The sequence below is a fragment of the Saccharopolyspora sp. NPDC050389 genome (assembly GCF_040655595.1).
Lineage (GTDB): Bacteria > Actinomycetota > Actinomycetes > Mycobacteriales > Pseudonocardiaceae > Saccharopolyspora.
The window spans coordinates 125,352-145,992 of the sequence record NZ_JBFAKG010000014.1; the positions used below are offsets into that span (position 1 = coordinate 125,352).

Here is a 20,641-nt window from a genome sequence, read left to right on the forward strand (position 1 = left end):
GACGCAAACCGCGTTCGGATCTGCTGCCTGTCAAATTGCCTGTCAATCGGTAGCGACAGCTGCGGACACGGGCGGACAACAATGGACGTTCCGTGCTGGCCAACGGATCGCCTGTCGCGGGTAGCTGCCCCCTTCGAAATGCCTGGCAGTCAAGGGGTCACGGGTTCGAATCCCGTCAGCTCCACCTCGAGGTAGCGGGGCCGATGTTCGCGAGAGCATCGGCCCCGCTGCACGTTGAGTGACTATCTGCGTCACTATGGCTCTCGACCTTGCCTCCGGGACGAGCCGTCCCATCGTCCCATCGTCCCGTTGTCGCTAACGATCACGGGTCGGATCTCTTTATACCTAGTGGACGTGGTTGCCCATTTCGGGTGATGGGTGTTGGACCAGCCCTTACGAGAAACCTGATCATTTACGCTCTGGTGGCTCCCCTCAGGCGCGACAGCGACGGGCAGCGACGGCACTTTGGCGAAGCACCGGGATGAGCGATGACTGACGAGCATGAGGCCGATCACGTCCAGAATCGCCTGATCGGGAAGGCGAACAACGTTGTTCAGGCTGGCTACCTCCACGGTGACGTCCACTTCCACCACTCGGCACCAAATCAACTTGATTCGGCCCTGCGTGACCTGTCCAGTGCAGTGCGCAGCCACTGGCGCGACGAGGCCGCGCGTCGAGGCTTACTTGATCCTGCGCCACTCGCGGTGTCGTGGAGGCGGATCGGTGAGCCGATCGCGGACCACGCGATCAATATCGAAGGCTCGTTCTCCGGACGCGCTGATGACTTGGCCAGCCTGGCGGCGTCGTTTCGTGGGTTACCGCGGCGCCGCTTGGTCGTCCTCGGTGAAGGTGGTTCCGGCAAGACCACGCTGGCAATCTTACTGGTCTTGGCGTTGTTGAAGGACGCCGAGCCAGGTGATCCCATCCCAGCCATGGTGTCAATCGCATCCTGGGCTCCGGAGCAAGAACACTTGCACACTTGGCTGATTCGCCGGTTGGAAGAGGACTATCCGGGTCTCCGTCGGTTTGGGCGTAAGGCATTGGAAGCCCTTGTCGCAGAGCGCCGCATCATGCCGGTGCTCGATGGCCTCGACGAGATTCCGAGAGCGCAGCAGGTGTCGATGCTGACCACGCTCAACCGGTCGCTGACGGTCGACGATCCTCTCGTCTTGACTTGCCGTACAAGGGAATACGCGGTGGCAGTGCACGTCGGTGACGTCTTAAGCGGAGCAGCGATCGTTCATGCAGATCCCGTGTCGCCGCAGGCGACTGTCGCTTACCTGCACGCGGGCACTCCGCCGTACCGGGCCTACCAGTGGCGACCTGTGTTCGACCAGATTAGGAACGGTGCTGGAGGTCCGGTGGCCGAGGCACTCACGAGCCCGCTAGTTATCTCCCTGGCCAGGGCGATCTACGCTCGCTCAGGATCGTCCCCGGCTGAGTTGTTGGACACCCGCCGGTTTCGCACTGGGTGGGCGATCGAGCACTTTCTGCTCGGCGTGCTCGTACCTTCGTCGTATGAAGACTTCCAGGCGCCACCAAAACCAGGCCCAAAGCCCGCGAAGACCAGGTACGAACCTGGGAAGGCGAACAGGTGGTTGACCTTTCTCGCCCATCACCTGTACGTGCTAAACACGCGGGATTTTGCTTGGTGGCAGCTGAAATATGCGGTGCCGAGGCTCGTGTTCGGACTCGCAGGCGGCTTCCTGGCCGGATTCATTCTTCTTTCGCTGCTGCTGCTTGGACTTGTATTGACTGACAGGTCAACCTTCAGAGACACTGAATTTTTGTTCCAATCATTCACGTTTTTTGTGGGAGGCTTGGTGATCTGGTCGGTCGCCAGGTGTCGCCGGCCAAAATATCCGCATCAAATCACCATGCAGCCGAACCGGTATACCATGAGGGTGTCTAGATATGTGCTGCGGGTGCTATTCCGAATCGTCTTAGTTGCGGCCTTGTTTGTAGCGTTTGTAGTGGTCTTCATTGGCATAGTCTATTTCGTCGCCTTGGTGAGTATTATGCTGCCATTGCTGATAATGGTTATATCATGGGGCATACTTACATCGTTGTTAATCCTGTCGTCGACGGTTCGGCGGTCCGCCGAGGAGCTGGCCCAGCGGGTTTGGCTGCGAGCCACTCGAAGCTTATGGGTCCCGGTAGTCGACTTAGGTGTGACAACTCCCCAGAGATCGCTCCGAAGCGACAGGATCGTTGGGTTGTCGGTATCGATCAGCATAGCATCGATCATGTTGGCTATTTATGGATCTTTTACGTTGGGACTTCTTGCAGAAGCGGCAAATTCTTCCCCTGAATACAATTTGAGTTATTCATATTCCGAGGCTTTGCTGGGGCTTTTGTTGCTCCCCATGATCGGGATCACAATTGGAACTGCGTTCGTGCTGGATTCTGCGTGGTGGAATTTTGTGGTGGCCCGGCTGTGGCTCGGCCTGCAAGGACACCTGCCATTGCGGCTTATGCGGTTCCTCGATGACGCGTGTGAACGCCAAGTCCTCCGTCAGTCCGGCACGGTGTACCAGTTTCGCCACGCCCGCCTGCACGACCGACTGCTGCATCGCTAGGGGCGCTGCACTCACTGGTACGGCCACCCTGGCCCCGGGGATTTGGGGACCACTCGGGGTCACAACATCAGCAACGGGTGCGAAAAATGCAGGTAGGGGAAAAGTCAGCAAGTTTCGGAAGGCCGAGTTCTTCCAGGTGGCGGAAGTCCGAAGTCTGGCAGTCAAGGGGTCACGGGTTCGAATCCCGTCAGCTCCACCCAGTGAAAATACCCTCCACCGGAGTTCGGTGGAGGGTATTTTCGTGGCGCTTTTGACGACAACCGCCGCTCGTCGCTCGCGGTTGTGCTCGTCGTGGATGGCGAACCGGCCGCCGAGCGGATCGACCGGCGACCGCTGCACGGTCTTGATCACGTCCACGTACGTGCGTCACCGTGATCGAGGTGTGTCCGAGGATGCACCGGATCGTCGCGGCCTCGACCTCCTGTGCGAAGAGCAGCGTGGCGCGCAGCATTTCGCCTTTCCCCGCTCTGCCTCCTCGGTGTCTTTGCCCTGGGCACATCACTGGGACGTCTTCAGCGCTCGCGCGCAGTTCTGCCAAGTCTGCGTTCTGCTTCTTCCTCATGTTGTGATCCGTCGGTGGATGATTGGCGGGGCAGGGCGGGGGAACGCTGCCCCGCCAATCGGCGGTCGGCTCAGCGGGGTCGGGGGTGGGTCGACCGAGCTTTTACAGGTAGACCCGCACTCGCCGCCGTCGCATGCGGCGCCATTCGCGGTTCTTGCGCCAGCGCCGCAGCAACCTCGCCAGCATCAGCGCCTGCCTTCCTGCTCGCCGAGTTCGGCGACAGCAGTGCTTATGGCTTCGTGGAGCCGCAAGAGGTTCCGCCTCCCCATCGTGTAGACGATCGGCGTCCGGCAGTCGATGAGCAGATCAGCGGTGTTGAACTGCGGCCAAACACACGCTTCGATCCCAGTGTGGTCCACGATCAGTAGCCGCTTTGGCGATCCGATCGGCAACGCGACACCGTTCAGGAAGTCAGCGGGCAATGGCCGTCCCAGCGGATCGCTCATGACGGCTCCTCGCACGGCCACTTGCTCACCAGGGCTTCTCCGGTGCTCAGCGAGCCAGCGGCGGTGATGCCGTTGGGGAGCCCGGCGCACCGCCGGGCTTCGTGCTCGAACTGTTGGCCGGCACGGACCAACTGCGCAGCGAACAACGCCGCCCGTGCCGCAGCCCCGGGATCCTGCCCGATCGTGACCATCACGCTCGCGGACGGGTCATGAATTGCCAGCATCGGCGTTCCCGTGGCGTAGATCAGACACTCTGCACGGGTGCCGTGATCAGGCTCCACGGTGACAAAAATGGGCATATCAGCTCACGCCTTCCCCGGTCGTTCATCGGCAGCGACCAACGCATCCATTCCGTCCTCAAGCGCCTGCCGAAGCCTGTCCACAGCATCTCGGTCGACCAGCAACGCAACCGGGAACGCTTTGCCGAACCGGAGCTCGACTCGGTCGGCGAAAGTCAATGCGCGCGATCGGATCGGGAGCTCGGTCGTGACGTGCACATGCACCATGTCTCGCATCTGCCGACTCCCTATCTCGCCGCGTCTCGAACCAGGAACCGGTAGCCGTCCGGGATTGCCATCGTGGTCCTCCTTGTTCCGTGCCGAGCTGTTCTCTGTGTCTGACCACGACTTTCGGCGAACTTTGAGGACACGAGCACTACATGGCGGGATTTCCGGGGACGTCCTTGCTAACGTCCAAGACGTCCCTACTCGTCCCCAGGGGGCGGAATGCCGAACGAGCGGCTGCGTGATGCCTTGCTGCGCAACGGAATCACGCCGGAACAGGTTGCCAAGGCGACCGAGGTCGACCCCAAGACGGTCGAACGGTGGATCACGAAGGCCAGGACTCCCTATCGCAAGCACCGCCACGAAGTGGCTGCGATGGTGCGAGAGTCCGAGACCTACCTCTGGCCCGACGCCATCGGGCCAGAGCGCAGCGCGGAAGTCAGCGGCTCAGAGATCATCAAGGTCTACCCACACCGTCACGCCGTTCCCCGCGAGCTCTGGAACCAGCTGCTCGACCGCGCAACCAGCGAAGTCGAGATCCTTGTCTACGTAGGCATGTTCCTCACCGATGACCGCAACATCTTGCGGAAACTAATTCGGAAGGCCAACGACGGCGCTCGCGTCCGGCTGCTGTTCGGCGACCCGGCGAGTGCGGCGATCGCCCGCCGCAGCACCGAGGAGAACATCGGTAAGAGCACCGTCTCGGCGAAGATCCGCCATACCCTCGCGTTCTTCAAACCGGTGTCCGGCGTCGACGGGATAGAGATCCGTTGCCACGGGACCACGCTGTACAACTCGATCTACCGCTACGACGACAACATGATCGTCAACCCGCACGTCTACGGCTTCCAGGCCCCGCACGCTCCGGCCCTGCACCTGCGGCGGCTGTCGGCGGGGGATCTGTTCGAGACCTACTCGGAGAGCTTCGAAGCGGTCTGGGACGTGGCTGGTCCGCCGAAGTGGTAGACACGCCGACGTGCCCAAACGCGACTACTACAACGACCCCGGCGCTCCGGTGGCCAACAGCATCGTCGTGGCGGTCGCTGCCTTCGTCCAGGACGACGCGGGTCGAGTCCTGATGATCCGCCGAACCGACAACGACCAGTACGCCATCCCCGGCGGCGCGCAGGACGTCGGCGAGGCGGTGGCGCAGGCGGCGGTCCGCGAGACGGCGGAAGAAACCGGCATCGACATCGCGATCACCGGGCTGATCGGCGTCTACTCCGACCCCGGCCACGTCATCGCCTACGACGACGGAGAAGTCCGCCAGGAGTTCTCCCTCTGCTTCCGCGCCCGCCCCGTCGGCGGAACATCCCGTACCAGCAGCGAAAGCAAAGAGGTCCACTGGATTGCCCCCGCCGACATCGCCGCGCTCAACATCGGCCAGGCCAACCGGCTCCGCATCGAGCACGGCTTGCAGCAGCGCGTTGAGCCCTATATCGGCTGATCAGCAGCAGTCAGGCCCGCGGCCAGCCGGATCGGGTCCGGTTCGGCATCTTGAAGTGGTTCCACCCGTGACCTCTGCCCGCGGCTAGTGGCCGCGGCCCTCGGGACGACCGTCGACGTCTGCATCGAACCCTGGCCGACCAGTTGGTTGATCGCTGACTTGCTGCGCTTGAGGTAGCGCTGCAGCGGGCGCCGGTCTTCGTGGCCGGACAGGTTCATCGGGTCGGCCTCGGTGGCGCCGTCCTCACCGGCGTGTGTCAGTCGGCTGTGGCGCAGGTCGTGTCACTCCGTTGGGTGGTGTGCGTGTTGGTGGCCAACGGTGTCGCCGCGTCGGGCGTGTGTGAATGGCGGGTCCGGAATGGCCGGACACCGGCAGCATGTGAAGGGGAATGCTCATGAGATTCACCCGACGGGCAGTGCGAGGCGGAGTCGCTGTCGCCGCCACCGCGTTGGTGCTGGCCGCGCCGGCTGCGGCGAGCACGAGCGGCGTCACTGCGAAGGAAGGCGCCTGCGCCATGGGGCAAACGCTGTGCAACACCACCTACGGCACCGGCAACAGCGTCAAAGAGATCGTGGCTTGGCGGAACACGAATGTGACAGCGGAGATCGGATTCTTCGAGATCTTCGGGCCGGGCACTTACAAGGTGACCGGTCCCACCAACCGGGAACAGGACCACACCTTCAAGATCAACGCGAGCTTCCCGCGCGGCTCGCTGCTCTGCGTGACCTTCTGGGGGAGGAACGCCAACGGCTCCTTCACCAAATATGGCGGCAAGAACGGCAACGCCTGCACTTCAACCCCCGTCGGCTGACCGCGGCCGGATCCGGGAACAGGCGGCTTGATTGTTCCTGACCGCCACGACACCCCCGGCCGGCCTCGGCACCGTGGCTGCCGCATACCAGTGCGGCAGTCACGGTGCGGGCCACGCTGACCGAAACGGCATTGCGGGTGTTCCACAGTCGGCTCACCTCAGTCTTGCACCGACGTAGGCGGCGAATTCGACGGCTCCGAGGTCGACGAGACGAGCTGGCCCAGGAGATCTCAGCGGCAGGGATCGAATACGCGGCCCTGCCAGTTGCGAGGTACTGAGGGGGCTGGCCTCCGGCCCGCCCGCGTCGAAGCAGTGATAGCCCTTGCCGCACAACGCCTTCGGCTCGGATGTGGGTTTGTTTGCCTTGTCTGGAAGGAAAAAGACGAACCTTGCCGGATGGATCAAGGCCGAATTGCCTCATGAACTGGGGTTTTTCTTGTGGCGGTGTCGTGTCAGGGGCGACGTCAGCACCGTGACCGTCCGGTGTCAGGACGGCTGGCGATCGTGGTTGCCATGACATCCGCGACTCCTCAGGAGGCCACCGCCATGCAGACCTTCGACACCCCTCGCCCGATCTCCGCGACCGTTGACATCACCTTCGGGGACATCCGGTTCGTCGCCAGCGACCGCGCCGACACCGTGGTCGAGGTTCGCCCGGTCGACCCGTCCTGGGAGCTCGACGTCAAGGCCGCCGAACAGACCGACATCGAGTTCGCCAACGGGAAGCTGCTGGTCAAGCAGCCGAAGATGCGCAACCTGTGGACCACCAAGTACGGCGCGGTGGAGGTGCTGGTCGAGCTGCCGACCGGGTCGGACGTGCGGGGTGACACCGCGAACGGCGGGTACCTCGTCGAGGGCGCGGTCGGCTCGTGCCGGCTGAAGACCCCCACCGGGGACATCCGGGTCGAGCAGGCCACCGGCGCGCGGCTGAAGACCACCGCCGGCAAGATCAGCGTGGACCGCGTGACCGGCCAGGCCGACGTCAGCGGGAACGGGGACATCCGGCTCCGCCAGGTCGGTGGCGGCGCGGTGGTCAAGAACATCGGCGGCGACACCCGGGTCGGCGAGGTCGCCGGCGACCTGCGGGTCAGCTCGGCCAACGGCGGCATCACCGTCGACGTGGCGCGTGCCGCGGTTGACGCCAAGACCGCCAGCGGCGACATCCGCGTCGGCGAGCTCGGCAGCGGCGCGGTCGACCTGTACACCCCCACCGGCGTGGTGGAGGTCGGCGTCCCCCAGAGCACCGCTGTCCGATTGGACGCGCACACCTCGGTCGGCCGGGTGCGCAACGACCTGGCGGCCTCCGAGCAGTCCGACCGAACCGTCAAGGTGCGCGCCCGCAGCCACGGCGGCGACATCATCGTCCGCCGCGCCTGACACGCCTCACCCGCTCGCAAGACGGCCTGCGCCCTCGCGCCCCTGCGTCCCCTGCCGTGATGGCACCGCCGTGGCATCGCCATGCCCGAAATCGACACCCCAAAAGGACAGAACAGATGACCACCACTCAGGACTACCAGGCCGCGGAGCAACTCCTGCGCCGACCCGCCTGCCCTGGCGAGCTCGTCGTCGGCGACAAGATCAGGCCGCAGTGGATCGACGGAGGAGCCCGTTTCTGGTACGGGGTGAGCAATGGAGCCGGCAAGCGGTTCGTGCTGGTCGACCCGGCGGCGGGCACCCGCGAGCCGGCCTTCGACCACGCCCGGCTCGCCGCCGCGCTGGCCGCGGCCTCCGGGCAGCCGGTCGACCCCGAGGCGTTGCCGTTCAGGGCCATCGAGCCGAGCGGGAACGCCGTGGAGTTCGACGCGTTCGGTGAGCATTGGCGCTGCAGTCTGGACAGCTACGCCTGCGACCGGGCCGAGGGCACGCCGCCGGGCAACCCGCTGGAGGTGCCGTCGCCCGACAAGAAGACCGCGGTGTCCCGGCGGGGGCACGACCTGTGGGCGCGCTCCCTTTCCGACGGCCGCGAGTGGGCGCTGACCACCGACGGCGAGCCCGCCTACCAGTACGGCTCCGGCCCGGACTGCACGAGCAACCCCACCCTGCTGCGCAAGTTCGGCCTGCCGCACCTGCCGCCGGTCGTGGCCTGGTCGCCCGACTCGACGCGCGTGCTGGCGCATCGGACCGATGAGCGCGGCGTCCGGCAGACCCACCTGGTGGAGGCCAGGCCCGCCGACGGCGGCGCCCCGGTGCTGCGCACCCAGCGGTACGCCTACGCCGGGGACGAGGAATTGCCGCAGGCCGAGCTGGTCGTGCTGGACGTCGCCGAGGGCACGGTGGTCCGCGCGCAGGCCGAGCCGCTGCTCATGTCACAGCTGTCGCCGATCATGGTCGAGTGGGCGTGGTGGGCGGAGGACAGCTCGGCGGTGTACTACCTCAGCCAGCCCCGCGACCTGCGCACGCTCACCCTGCACCGGCTGGACCCGGCCACCGGCGAGGTCACCACCGTGCTCAGCGAGACCGGGGCCACCCGTGTGGAGCCCAACCAGTGGATGACCGGGGCGCCGATCGTGCGGGTGCTGGCCGACGAGGTGCTGTGGTATTCGCAGCGGGACGGCTGGGGCCACCTGTACCGGTACGACCTGCGCACCGGCGCGCTGCTCGGGCAGGTCACCTGCGGGCAGTGGGCGGTGCGGCAGATCCTGCACGTCGACGAGGCCGAGCGGGTGGTGTACTTCACGGCCTCCGGGCTGGTCGAGGAGGACCCGTACCGGCGCACGGTGTGCCGGGCCAACCTGGACGGCACCGGCTTCGCCAAGGTCACCGACGACGAGCTGGACCACATCGTCACGGTGCCGGACACCATGGCCTACTTCATCGACTCCGAGTCCACTGTAGACACTCCGCCGGTGTCCCGCGTCCGCGACTGGGCCGGTCGGGTGCTGGTCGAGCTGGAGCGCGCCGACATCAGCAAGCTCACCGCCATCGGCTGGACCCCGCCGGAACGGTTCCGCGTCAAGGCGGCCGACGGGGTGACGGACATCTACGGCGTGCTGTACCGGCCGAGGGGGTTCGACCCCGCCCAGCGCTACCCGGTGGTGGACAGCGTCTACCCCGGCCCGCACGTCACCCGGGTCGACCCGTGCTTCGACCCCGGCGGGATGGGCCTCGACGCGGAACCCATTGCGGCGCTGGGCTTCGTGGTGGTCGCGGTGGACGGGCGAGGAACCCCAGGGCGGAGCAAATCCTTCCACGACGCCTCCTACGGCCACTTGGCCGACGCGGGCTGCCTGGCCGACCACGTCGCGGCTCTGCGACAGCTGGCCGAGACCCGGCCGTGGATGGACCTGGGCCGGGTGGGCGCGTTCGGCCACTCTGGAGGCGGGTTCGCCACCGTGCGGGCAATGCTGGACTTCCCCGAGGTCTACAAGGCCGGAGTCGCCCTCGCCGGCTCGCACGACGCCCGCTACTTCATGTCGGGCTTCGCGGAGGCCTACGACGGCGCGGACAATCCCGGGGCATGGGCTCGATCATCCAATGTGGACATCGCCGACCGGTTGGCGGGCAAGCTGCTGCTCATCCACGGCGAGATGGACGACCAAGTCCACCCGGACCACACGCTGCGGCTGGCCGACCGGCTCATCGCCGCCGGCAAGGACTTCGAGCTGCTCATCGTGCCCGGGGCCGAGCACCTGTTCATCGACTGCCTGCAATACGTCCGCACGCGCGGCTGGGACTTCCTGGTGCGCGAGCTGCTGGGCACGCAGCCGCCCGCCTACCGCCCCGCCCCCATCCCCATCGACCCCGAGTTGCTCGGCGAGCTGTTCGCCTGAGCGACACACCGAAGACGAAAACCCGATCCCCACCAGCGATCGCGGCGACAGGCCGTGCATCTGCGGCGCGGGTCTTCCGGGCCGAGCAGGCAGATTGCCTGCTCGGCCCGTTGTGCGTGGTCGTAGCCTTCGCGGTCGGTGGGCTCCGGCCGATCAGGCAGTCGTCAGCGGGCTGCGCACGCCGTGTCAGGAGTCGTGTCAGCTCGACGGCAGGTCGGTGTCAGGCCGGCCGATGACAGTGATCGCATGACGAATTCGGCGATTGTGGCTTCCGGGCTGCGGAAGGCCTACCAAGACAAAATCGTGCTTGATGGCATCGATCTGAACGTCCCTGCGGGTACGGTTTTCTCCCTGCTCGGACCGAACGGGGCCGGCAAGACCACGACGGTGAACGTGCTGACCACGTTGGCGAAGGCCGACGGCGGGACGGTCCGCGTGGCCGGGCACGACGTCGCGACCGAGGCCAAGGCGGTGCGCGCGGCGATCGGGGTCACCGGCCAGTTCGCGGCGGTGGACGAGCTGCTGACGGGGCAGGAGAACCTGCAGCTGATGGTGGACCTGAACCGGGCGTCCTCCGGCAACGGCAAGCGGATCGTCGCAGAGCTGCTGGAACGCTTCGACCTGGTCGAGTCGGCGCAGAAGCCCGCGTCGACCTATTCCGGGGGCATGCGCCGGAAGCTCGACCTGGCGATGACGCTCGTCGGCAACCCGCGGATCATCTTCCTGGACGAGCCGACGACGGGTCTGGATCCGCGCAGCCGTCGCACGATGTGGTCGATCATCCGCGATCTGGTGGGCGATGGAGTGACCATCTTCCTCACCACCCAGTACCTCGAGGAAGCCGACCAGCTCGCCGACCGGATCGCGGTGCTCGACCAGGGCCGCCTCGTCGCCCAGGGCACTCCCGACGACCTCAAGCGCCAGATTCCCGGGACGCACGTCCGGCTCCGGTTCACCACCGTCGCCGAACTCGACGCGGCCGCGCGGATCATCGCCGGCTCCACGCGGGACGACGAGGCACTGACCCTGCGGGTTCCCAGCGACGGCGGGACGAAGTCGTTGCGGGCCCTGCTGGGCAGGCTCGACGAGCACTCGCTCAACGCCGAAGCCTTCACCGTGCACACGCCGGACCTCGATGACGTTTTCCTCGCCCTCACGGGCCACACCACGGAGGTGGTCGCGAAATGAAGTCCCACTCGATGGTGATGTTGCGCCGCAACTTCAAGCACATCGCCCGGAATCCGACCTCGGTGTTCAACGCGGTCCTGATGCCGGTCGTGGTCATGCTGATGTTCGTGTACATGCTCGGTGACGCTTTCAGCGTCGGTGTCGACTACGTCGACTACGCGACGCCGGGCATGCTCCTGCTGGCAGTCAGCTACGGACTGGGGTCCGTGGCGACGTCGGTGAACTCCGACATGACCAAGGGCATCATCAACCGCTTCAAGGTCATGGACGTCCCCCGCGGTGCGGTGCTGACCGGTCACGTCATCGCCAGCCTGCTGACCAACCTGGTCGCCATCGCGGCGATCATCGGAGTCGCCTTCCTGCTGGGATTCAGCCCGTCGGCGAGCCTCCTCGACTGGCTCGGCGTGGTCGGTGTCGTCGCGCTGCTCGGTTTCGCGACCGGCTGGCTCACGGTCGCCTTGGGATTGGCGGCGAAGTCCCCGGAAACGGCGGGTCTGGCGTCGGTGCCGCTGGTCATGCTCCCGTTCTTCAGCAGCGCGATCGTGCCGGCGGAGAAGATGGGGCCCGGTCTCCGGGAATTCGCGGAGTACCAGCCCTTCACGCCGATCATCGAAACCCTGCGCGGGCTGCTCGACGGCGCGCCGGCCACCGGCGACATGATCGCCGCCCTCGCCTGGTGCGTCGGGATCGCTCTCGTCGGGTACCTGTGGGCGTCCGCCACGTTCAACAAGCGAGCGTGACCGCGACCAACTCGCGCCAGCTCGCCTGCGCCCCCTCCTGCGTCGCCTCGGTGAACCGCGCGTCACCGAGGCGACTTCGCGCGGCCTGCTCGATCCGGCCCACATCCGGTTGGGAACGATCCGGCAGACCGCGCACGCCGGCGCTCGCCGCGAGCAGGCGCGCGGCCTGCTCGTGCTCTTCCTGACGCAGCGCCAGGTCCGCGATCCCCACGATCACCTGCGCGATCCCGAGTGGGTTCCCCGCCTCGGACGCCGCCTGGACGGCTGCGGCGCGGTGTTCGCGGGCCTCGTCGAGATCCTCGGCGAGGTAACCGAGCAGGTCGTGTCTCATCGCGCGGATGTTCGCCCGCTCGGCGTTATCACCCAGCATCGCCGTCGCGACGTCGAGTTGCCGGTGCGCCTGCTCGGCGTCGCCGCTCCAGCGGGCGAACTGCGCCTTCGACAGGGCCAGCTCGGTCAGCGCCCCCGGCCAGGCGACCCGTTCCGCGGACCGCTGTGCCTCTGCCATGGCAGCCGCGCTCGACTCCTCGTTCCCCGCCAGCCAGTACAGCTGGGCCTGCCGCGACCGCATCGGCACCACATCCTCGGCGGCGCCGACCTCGGTGACGACCGCGATCGCCTGCTCGTAGTACGTGCACGCAGTGGCGAACTCGCCGCGCACCGCGATTCGATCCGCCAGCTCGGTCAAGGCGAACGAAGTCCCCCACCGTTCGCCCAGCGCGCGAAACTCGGTGAGCGCCGTCTCGAGATGAGCATCCGCATCCCGATCGCCGTGGCCGAGCATGATCCGCATCTTGCCCAGCTGCAGCCGGGCAAGAGCGCGTGCCCAGGGATCCTCGTCGGTGAGCAGCGGTTCCCACGCGGGAACGTACGCGTCCGGCGTTTGCACCAGGCGTTCCAGCGCGGCGACGAGCCCTACTGCCGGGTGATTGATCTGGACGCGTCGGCTGATCTCGTACACCTCGTGGATCCACTCCGCCGCCTGGAACTGGTCGCTCTCCCGCCCGGAGGTCATGAACCCCGTGGCAAGCGCGTACACGATGACCCGGATCTCATCGGCCACCTCGCCAGGCATGGCGATCGCCGCCATGATCAGCTCGTTGCCCTCGACCTTGTGCCCGCCGAGCCACCAGTACCAGCCGGCGGTAGCGGCGAGCCGCATCGCCCCGTCCGCCTCGCCGGCGGTGAGCGCACCGCGCATCGCGGCGATGATGTTGTCGTGCTCGGCCTCGAGCGCGGCAAGCCATTCCAATTGCTCGGAGCGGCGAAGGTGCGGCTCCGCGATTCCGGTGAATTCGGTGAAGTAAGCGAGATGCGCACGGCGCGTCAGATCCGATTCCCCCGCCTCCGCGAGGCGCTGCTCGGCGTACTCCTTGATCGTGCCGAGCATCCGGTAGCGCGTCGCCCGGTCGCCCTCGGTCACCACCAGCGACTTCTCGGTCAGCGCGGTCAGCAGCTCGAGCACCTCACCAGGCTCGACCGCATTGCCGGCGCAGACCTGCTCGGCCGCTTCCAGACTCGCGCCACCGGCGAACACCGAGAGCCTGCACAGGACCAATCGTTCGGCGTCGGTGAGCAGCTCCCAGCTCCAGTCGATCACCGCTCGCAGCGTCCGGTGCCGGGGCAGCGCGGTCCGGCTGCCGCCGGTCAGCAGGCGGAACCGGTCGTCGAGCCGATTGGCGAGCTGATCGAGGGACATGGTGCGCAACCTGGCCGCGGCGAGCTCGATCGCCAGCGGCATCCCGTCCAGCGCCTGGCAAATGCGCGCCATGGTCGACATCGTGCGGGCGTCGATCGCCAGGTCCTTGCGCACCGCGCCGGCTCGGTCCCGCAGCAGCCGGATGGCCGGAGCGGACTCGATCTCCCCGGGGTCGGCGTCTTCCGCGGGGAGCACCAACGGCGCGACTTGCCACAGCGCCTCACCGGTGATGCCGAGGGATTCCCTGCTCGTCGCGAGGATCCGCAGCCGCCGGCACTCTCCGAGCACTCGATGGGCGAATGCCGCGGCGGACTCGATCACGTGCTCGCAGTTGTCCAGGACCAGCAACATCTCCCGCTCGCGGAGCGCGGCGACGACCCGATCCGTCGGCTCCGCGTCCGGTGCATCGCCGAGCAGCGCATCCCGCAGTTTGAGCGCGGCGAGCGTCGCTTGCGCCACGTCACCGTCGGCGCCGATGGCCGCGAGTTCGACCAGCCAGGCCCCGTCCGGCAGGTCGCCGAGCAGCGTGCGCGCGGTTTCCGCGGCCAGCCTGGTCTTCCCCGAGCCGCCCGGCCCGATCAGGGTGGTGAGCCGGTGTTCGGTGCTGAGTTCGCGGACCGCGGCGACATCGGCGTCCTTGCCGACGAAGCTGGTCAGCTCCGCACGCAAGTTGGTCTTCCGTTGCTCCTCCCGCCGTCCCAACTCGCCCCGCAGCAGCGCGACGTGCAATGCGGACAGCTCCGGTGAGGGGTCGACGCCCAGCTCGTCGGCCAGGGTTTCCCTCGTGCGCTCGTACACGAGCAGCGCCTCGGTGTCGCGACCGGTCGCGACGAGGGCACGCATCAACGCGGCGACAAGCCGTTCCCGCACCGGATGCGCGACCACCAGGTCGGTCAGTTCCGTGACCAGCTCCGCGCCGTGGCCGAGGCTGATCTCCGCATCGAACCGGTCCTCCATGGCCGTCAGGCGTAGCCCCTCGAGCCGGGTGACCGCCGCGTCGAACGCCGCGCTATCGGCCAATCCGACGTCCTGCATGGCCGCACCGCGCCACAGTGCGAGGGCCTCGCGCAGCCGCCGCGGATTCTCGTCATTGCGGGCCTGGCCGACGAGGCGTTCGAACCGCACTGCGTCGACAGCGTCGGGTTCCACGCTCAACCGGTAGCCGCTCGTCTGCCCCTCGACCGACCCTTCCGGCAGCGCCTTCCGCAGCCGGGAAACCAAGCGTTGCAAGGCATTCGCCGCGTCGGCGGGCGGGCGCTCACCCCAAATCCAATCGACGAGCGCCGCCTTCGAGACCACGTGACCTGGTTCGAGGGCGAGGGCGATCAGCAGTCCACGCAACCGGGCGCCCGGCACGTCGGCTAGGACGCCGTCATCCGTGTGAACCTCGAATGATCCAAGCATCCTGATCTGCATCTGGCTGATTTTGCCATGGGCGACCGGCAGACCTCCGGCTGCTGACGCGGCGCAGGAGGTTGCCGGGGTGATAGCGGTAGGTGCTGCGCGTTCGGCGTAACGGGTTGCCATGTCGCGCCATTGCTCGTGCCGGTTGAAGCAGCGTTCGACGACGTTGCGCTGCCGCCGTGGCGGCCGACCAAGCTTCCGGCATGGTCGGTGTCAGAGCCGTGTCAGGCGTATGTCAGGTCCGTCGGCGACTGTGGCAACAACAATCGCCACGAAAGGAAAACCGGTGACTCAGACGGATCCCATCCCGCACAGCCTCCCCTCGGACCGCGATGCGGGCCCCTTCGACCCGCCCCGCTACATCACCCGGCTGCGCGAGGCTCGCCCGGTCAGTCCCATGGTCTTCCCCGACGGGCACGAGGGCTGGCTCGTCACCGGCTATGAGGCGGTCCGCCAGCTCCTGGCCGACACCCGGTTCAGCTCCCGCCAGGACATCGGCGTTCTCCACGTGCCGTACGAGACTCCCGGCATGCCCGTCGCCACCGAACCTTCCCCACAGATGCCGGGCTTGTTCGTCGCCATGGACCCGCCGGACCACACCCGGCTGCGGCGCAAGCTCACCGGCGCCTTCACCGTCAAACGCATGAAGATGCTCGAAGAGCAGATCATCGGCGTCACCGAGCGGCAGCTGGACGAGCTGGCGCGCCTCGCCCCGCCGGTCGACCTGGTCAAGGAGTTCGCGCTGCCGGTGCCCTCGCTGGTGATCTGCGAACTGCTCGGTGTGCCCTACGAGGACCGGGAGACCTTCCAGGCCAACTCCTCCCAGTTCATGGTCAAGGACCAGTCGCTCGAAGAGAAGATGGCCGCGATCGGCGCCATGAACGCGTACCTCGCCGAACTGGTCACGCGCAAACGCGCCGAACCCGGCGACGACATCCTGTCCGACCTGGCCCGCCACGACGACCTCACCATCGAGGAGCTGACCGGCGCAGCCTTCCTGCTGCTGCTTGCGGGCCACGAGACCACCGCCAACATGCTGGCACTGGGCACCTTCGCGCTCCTGGAGCACCCCGAGCAGTTGGCCGAACTGCGCGCCAACCCGGAACTGCTCCCGGATGCCGTCGAGGAACTCATGCGCTACCTGTCCGTCGCCGACATCTTCTACCGCTACGCCGCGGAGGACATCGAACTCGGCGGTGAAACGATCCCCGAGGGTTCGACCGTCGTCGTCTCGCTGCTGGCCGCCAACCGCGACCCCCAGCGCTTCGACAATCCCGACACCCTGGACATCCACCGCAAGGCCCGCGGTCACCTGTCCTTCGGCCACGGCATCCACCAATGCCTCGGCCAGCAACTGGCCCGCATCGAGATGCGCGTCGGGTTCGACGGACTGCTGCGTCGCTTCCCGGCCCTCGAGCTCGCCATCCCCACCGACCAGGTGAAGCTCAAGACCGACATGAACATCTACGGCGTCCACGAACTGCCGGTCACCTGGACGGAAACGGCCCGGTAAACCGCGACACCTGTGCGGGAAGGCGCCTTCAGGGCCTATCTTGTCCGGTCTGCGTCGGCAGGACTCTCTCGCGTTATGAATCTGGGGACGAGACCCCAAACCGCCCACGATGCGGTGGGTTCCTCTCACTGGGGGCTGGACGTAGTGAACGTCCGCTGGGGGTGGTCCGGTCAGGGCCGGTGCGGGTTTGCATCGGCCCTGACCGCTTTCTTCAGGTGGTTTTCACGCTTGTTGGCGTGGGGGCTTCAGCCGACTTACGCTTTCTTCTCCGGTGCCGGCATCGGGATTCGCCGGGTGATCAGCCATGCCGCTGCCAGTCCTGCGACGGCGAGTGCGCTTGCGGTGACGAAGGGATCGATGTTCGTTGCCAGGGTTGGGGCGAAGGCGATGCTGATGTAGAGGGCGATTCCCGTTGAGCCGCCGAGTTGGTCCGCCGCTCGCTGGACGCCCGATGCCACTCCCGCATCTTCTTCGGTCACGCCCGTGACCGCCGCGTATTGCAGTCCGACCAGGCCGAATCCCATGCCCGCCGCGATCAGCACCATCGCTGGGACCGTCGCCGCTGCGCCCGCTCCGCCGGACGACGGGATCGCGATCGCCGCCATTCCTGCTGCGGTCAAGGCGATCCCGGCTCCCGCGCATGCCCTGGCGCCCCAGCGCTCCAGCAGTCGCGGCACGAACGTCGCAGCCGCGACGAGCGAGATGGCCAGCGGGAGGAGCGTCAGCCCCGCCGCGAGCGGGGTGAGGAGGGCGCGTTGCTGGAGGTGGAAGGTGAACAGCAGGAACGACGTCGACAGCGCCGCGCTGAGGAGTGCCGTGGCGAGGTTGGCCATTACCCGCGTCTTGTTGCGGAAGAACGTCAGCGGGATCAGCGGCGCCGCTGATCGTCTTTCCACCACGACGAAAAGCGTTCCGCACACCACAGACGCGATGAGTGCGACGGCCGTGATCCACGGAGTCGTGCCGCCCTCGCCCGCCTCGATGACGCCGAACGCGAACAGCAGCGGCGTGAGCGTCAGCAGCAGCGAACCCGGCAGGTCGAGCGGAACGCGTGCAACGGCACTGTCCGCGGGGACGAGCGCGATGGCGCCGATGATCACCAGCACGACGAACGGAACGCTGACGAGGAAGATCCACCGCCAACCGTAAAGCTCCGTGATGATCCCCGAGAGCACGAATCCCACCACGAGACCGGTGCTCGCCACGGCCGCCCACACGCTCAGCGCGCGCGAGCGGCGGGGGCCTTCGGGGAACAGCAGGACGATCGTCGCCATCGCCGCCGGCAGCGCGAGCGCCTCGCCGACGCCCTGCAGAAGCCGTGCCACCACCAGCAACGGGAACGACGGCGCGAGGCCGGCGAGCAACGAGGCGGCACCGAAGAGCGCGGTCCCCGCGATCAGGACGCGTCGTCGGCCGAGCACATCGCCGAGGCGCCCGCCGAGCATCAGCAGTCCGCCGCCGGTGATCGTGTACGCGACGACGACCCAGGTCAGCTCGCGGGCGCTCACGCGCAAGCCCGCCCCGATCGACGGCAGCGCCACGTTCACCACGGTCACGTCGATGGCGATGAGGAACTGCAGCGTGGCGAGGCAGCAGAGAACGGACCACGCCCGGATGTCAGCCCGGCGTGGATTGGAAATGTCTGAGGTCAAGAGGGTGCTCCGATATCCGAAAGGAATCTGAGCAGCACGAAGAGGCCGCTCCGGTCCAAGACGTGGAGCGGCGGAGCGTTAGGAGAGCACCGCCGCTAGCGGAGCGTCCTCGTGACAGCGGCAGCGGCCGCGGCAGAAGCGCCAGACATGCTGCGCAGGCTAGCACCGCGATGAGCGCGTGCCACAACGCTTTTTACGCCGTCGGTTTGAGGTGCGTGGTCAGGAAGTCGATCTGATCAGCGACGGCCTGTCCGACGGCCGGTGGGTGGTAGATCGTGAAGTGGTCGGCGTCGTAGTGCTTGAGGACCGCGCGGGGTGCGGTGGCGGCGACCTCCGTCGCGATCGCCGGATCGATGAGGTTCTCGCGGTCGCACGCGCACACCAGCAGCGGGCAACGCACGCGCGCGGCTTGAGCTGCCGCGTTGTAGAACAGCATGTCCAGCCCCGAGCTGGCGGTGATCCGGTTGTCGAACCGGTAGCCGGGCGGCGTGACCGACTGCCAGCCCTCCAGCGCCCCGGGCTGGTTGACGAACGCCAGCTCGCCGGGCCGGCCAACGAGCTGCACGTACCGCCGGGGAAGACGCAGCGCGGTGCGCACCAGGTCGGAGACGATCGGCGCGGTGAACCGGGCGAGGTGCCGCACTCCCGCCCGGGAGACGACCGCGCGCCCGCTGAGCACCGGGCATTGCACGACCGCGGCGGCGAGCTCGGGATGACGAGCGGCCGCAGCGACCACGTGGCTCGCGCCGAAGGACGTTCCCCACAGCGCCATCCGCTCGGGATCGAGCTCGGGGCGGGAACGGGCGAACGCGAGAGCGGAGTCGACGTCGGTGGCGTACCGGCGCTGGCTCACCAGCTGGCGCGGCAGGCCGCCCGACTCGCCGAGGTGGCGGAAGTCGAACGCCACCACGGCCAGACCCGCGTCGGAGAACCACTTCTCGTACTGGCCGAGCATCATCTCGTGCGTTGCCCCGCCGCCGTGCACCAGCACGACGACCGGGTGCGGTCCCGGGCCGGCCGGCAGTGTCAGCCACGCCGCGCACCGATCGTCGCCGGAGGGGAAGGTCGTGCGGATCGTCATCGCGCCTCGCTTTAGGTACGTTGTACGTGAACGGCGCCGAGTTAAACACGTACGACGTACTTAATCAAGGAGAAGCATGCCCGCACCCAGGAAGTTCGCGCGGGAACAACTGCAGTCCGCCGCCCTGGCGCTGGTCGACGAGCAGGGGCTGGCCGGCCTGACCATGCGCAGCCTCGCGACGGCGCTGGGCACCGGCCCGATGACGATCTACAACTACGTCGACGGGCGCGAGGGACTGGAGCAGCTGGTCACCGAGGCCGTGATGGCCCAGGCGAGCTGGCCCGCCGAAGCTCCCGGCGACTGGGCGGACGAGGTGCTCGCGGTCGCGGAGGGGATGTGGCGCGCCGTGCGCGCTCACCCGCACGCCATCCCGCTGATCCTCACCCGGCGCAGCCTCGACGTGGCCACCCTCGCGCCGGCTGAGGCGCTGTTGCAGGCGCTCGCGCGCGGCGGCCGCTCCGGGGCCGAGCTCCTCGTGGCGTTCCGCGCGGTGTCCGGATTCATCACGGGTTTCGCGCAGGCCGAACTCGTCGGCCCGCTGTCCGCGGCGCGCGACGAGGACCTCTCGGCGATCACCGATCGGATCGAAACCCTGCCGCCGGAACGCTTTCCGAAGCTGATCGAGATCGCGCGCGCCGCCGTCGAGAGCGAACCCGAGGCCGAATTCCGCGCTGGGCTGCAGATAGTCCTGGCGGGACTCAAGGCATAGGGTCGCGTGTGCGCTGCCGGGCGAAGGCGGTCTTCCGGCGGGCCGGCGTTGGTAATCTTCCGGTATGCCTGTTTCCGGGGCCGTTCGCGAGCGAATCCGCGCCTTCTTGACGAGGGCGACGAGATCCGGTACGTCTTTCCCGCCATCATTCCGATGAGCGTTCAGTCCAGCGTTCTCGTCGTCGTGAGCCGCGAGGCCATCACCGTGCTGTCGACGGGTTTCTGGTCCACCAAGGTGCCGAAGTCGGTCGTCGCGCGGCTTCCGCGCAACACCGTTCTCGGCCCGGTGGGCACGCAGGCCACGCCGTACTTCAGCCTGGACGGCGTCGACTACGAGATCGACGACGAGTACGTCGCGGTCGTCAACGCCGCCGACGCGGAAATCACGTCACCGCAAGATCTTCCGCAGGATCCGCTGCCGGATCTCTGATGCCGCGGCGCTTCCGGAGCGGAGTTTCCGCAGGTGCGGGGCCGTGAGTCCTTTGTGTTGGGGTGTAGTCCGCCCAATAAACAGCCCACCGGAGACAGCTCGTAAACC

At 67.2% G+C, this 20,641-nt stretch carries 16 protein-coding genes; 12 read left to right on the top strand and 4 right to left on the bottom strand.

Annotated features, from left to right (window positions below):
* Positions 1-488 precede the first annotated feature (488 nt).
* Entirely contained in the window at positions 489-2,579 is a 2,091-nt protein-coding gene (locus AB0I53_RS12030; protein ID WP_358600447.1) for an NACHT domain-containing protein, read from the top strand.
* 747 nt (positions 2,580-3,326) lie between these two features.
* Here the strand turns inward: AB0I53_RS12030 and AB0I53_RS12035 are convergent.
* Complete coding sequence (locus AB0I53_RS12035; protein ID WP_358600450.1) at positions 3,327-3,587, bottom strand: hypothetical protein; 261 nt, start codon at positions 3,585-3,587, stop codon at positions 3,327-3,329.
* A 101-nt stretch (positions 3,588-3,688) separates the two neighbouring features.
* Between AB0I53_RS12035 and AB0I53_RS12040 the strand changes: the two genes are divergently transcribed.
* The 8 genes from AB0I53_RS12040 to AB0I53_RS12075 all read left to right on the top strand — a co-directional run bounded on the left by AB0I53_RS12040 (position 3,689) and on the right by AB0I53_RS12075 (position 12,046).
* Positions 3,689-4,147, top strand: a complete 459-nt coding sequence (locus AB0I53_RS12040; RefSeq protein ID WP_358600452.1) for a hypothetical protein — start codon at positions 3,689-3,691, stop codon at positions 4,145-4,147.
* A gap of 165 nt (positions 4,148-4,312) precedes the next feature.
* Positions 4,313-5,056: a DUF5919 domain-containing protein gene (locus AB0I53_RS12045; RefSeq protein WP_358600455.1), complete on the top strand. Its 744-nt coding sequence runs from the start codon at positions 4,313-4,315 to the stop codon at positions 5,054-5,056.
* 10 nt (positions 5,057-5,066) lie between these two features.
* Complete coding sequence (locus AB0I53_RS12050) at positions 5,067-5,537, top strand: NUDIX domain-containing protein (protein WP_358600458.1); 471 nt, start codon at positions 5,067-5,069, stop codon at positions 5,535-5,537.
* Between the two features lie 448 nt (positions 5,538-5,985).
* Entirely contained in the window at positions 5,986-6,348 is a 363-nt protein-coding gene (locus AB0I53_RS12055) for a hypothetical protein (RefSeq protein WP_358600461.1), read from the top strand.
* Positions 6,349-6,861: 513 nt separating this feature from the next.
* Positions 6,862-7,725, top strand: a complete 864-nt coding sequence (locus AB0I53_RS12060; RefSeq protein ID WP_358600464.1) for a DUF4097 family beta strand repeat-containing protein — start codon at positions 6,862-6,864, stop codon at positions 7,723-7,725.
* 116 nt (positions 7,726-7,841) lie between these two features.
* Positions 7,842-10,118, top strand: a complete 2,277-nt coding sequence (locus AB0I53_RS12065) for a DPP IV N-terminal domain-containing protein (RefSeq protein WP_358600467.1) — start codon at positions 7,842-7,844, stop codon at positions 10,116-10,118.
* Between the two features lie 246 nt (positions 10,119-10,364).
* Positions 10,365-11,306 (top strand): ATP-binding cassette domain-containing protein, encoded by a 942-nt coding sequence (locus tag AB0I53_RS12070; protein WP_358600470.1) that lies wholly within the window; start codon positions 10,365-10,367, stop codon positions 11,304-11,306.
* Positions 11,303-12,046, top strand: coding sequence for an ABC transporter permease (locus AB0I53_RS12075; RefSeq protein WP_358600473.1), 744 nt, complete (start codon positions 11,303-11,305; stop codon positions 12,044-12,046). The genes AB0I53_RS12070 and AB0I53_RS12075 overlap by 4 nt, the downstream gene beginning before the upstream one ends.
* On the opposite strand, the gene AB0I53_RS12080 is transcribed toward AB0I53_RS12075, so the two are convergent.
* Positions 12,030-15,161: a BTAD domain-containing putative transcriptional regulator gene (locus tag AB0I53_RS12080; protein ID WP_358600476.1), complete on the bottom strand. Its 3,132-nt coding sequence runs from the start codon at positions 15,159-15,161 to the stop codon at positions 12,030-12,032. The two genes, AB0I53_RS12075 and AB0I53_RS12080, sit on opposite strands and share 17 nt — an antisense overlap.
* A gap of 274 nt (positions 15,162-15,435) precedes the next feature.
* Here AB0I53_RS12080 and AB0I53_RS12085 point away from each other — a divergent pair, with 274 nt between their 5' ends.
* On the top strand, positions 15,436-16,662 hold the full coding sequence (locus AB0I53_RS12085; protein ID WP_358600479.1) for a cytochrome P450: 1,227 nt from the start codon (positions 15,436-15,438) through the stop codon (positions 16,660-16,662).
* A 254-nt stretch (positions 16,663-16,916) separates the two neighbouring features.
* Here the strand turns inward: AB0I53_RS12085 and AB0I53_RS12090 are convergent, their stop codons facing one another.
* A complete protein-coding gene (locus AB0I53_RS12090) occupies positions 16,917-18,314 on the bottom strand; it encodes an MFS transporter (protein WP_358600481.1) in 1,398 nt (465 codons plus the stop codon).
* Positions 18,315-18,507: 193 nt separating this feature from the next.
* Positions 18,508-19,395, bottom strand: coding sequence for an alpha/beta fold hydrolase (locus AB0I53_RS12095; RefSeq protein WP_358600484.1), 888 nt, complete (start codon positions 19,393-19,395; stop codon positions 18,508-18,510).
* A gap of 76 nt (positions 19,396-19,471) precedes the next feature.
* On the opposite strand from AB0I53_RS12095, the gene AB0I53_RS12100 reads away from it, so the two are divergent.
* Both AB0I53_RS12100 and AB0I53_RS12105 read left to right on the top strand, forming a co-directional pair.
* Positions 19,472-20,104, top strand: a complete 633-nt coding sequence (locus AB0I53_RS12100) for a TetR/AcrR family transcriptional regulator C-terminal domain-containing protein (RefSeq protein ID WP_358600487.1) — start codon at positions 19,472-19,474, stop codon at positions 20,102-20,104.
* Between the two features lie 153 nt (positions 20,105-20,257).
* Complete coding sequence (locus AB0I53_RS12105) at positions 20,258-20,533, top strand: hypothetical protein (RefSeq protein ID WP_358600490.1); 276 nt, start codon at positions 20,258-20,260, stop codon at positions 20,531-20,533.
* The last annotated feature ends 108 nt before the right edge of the window (positions 20,534-20,641 follow it).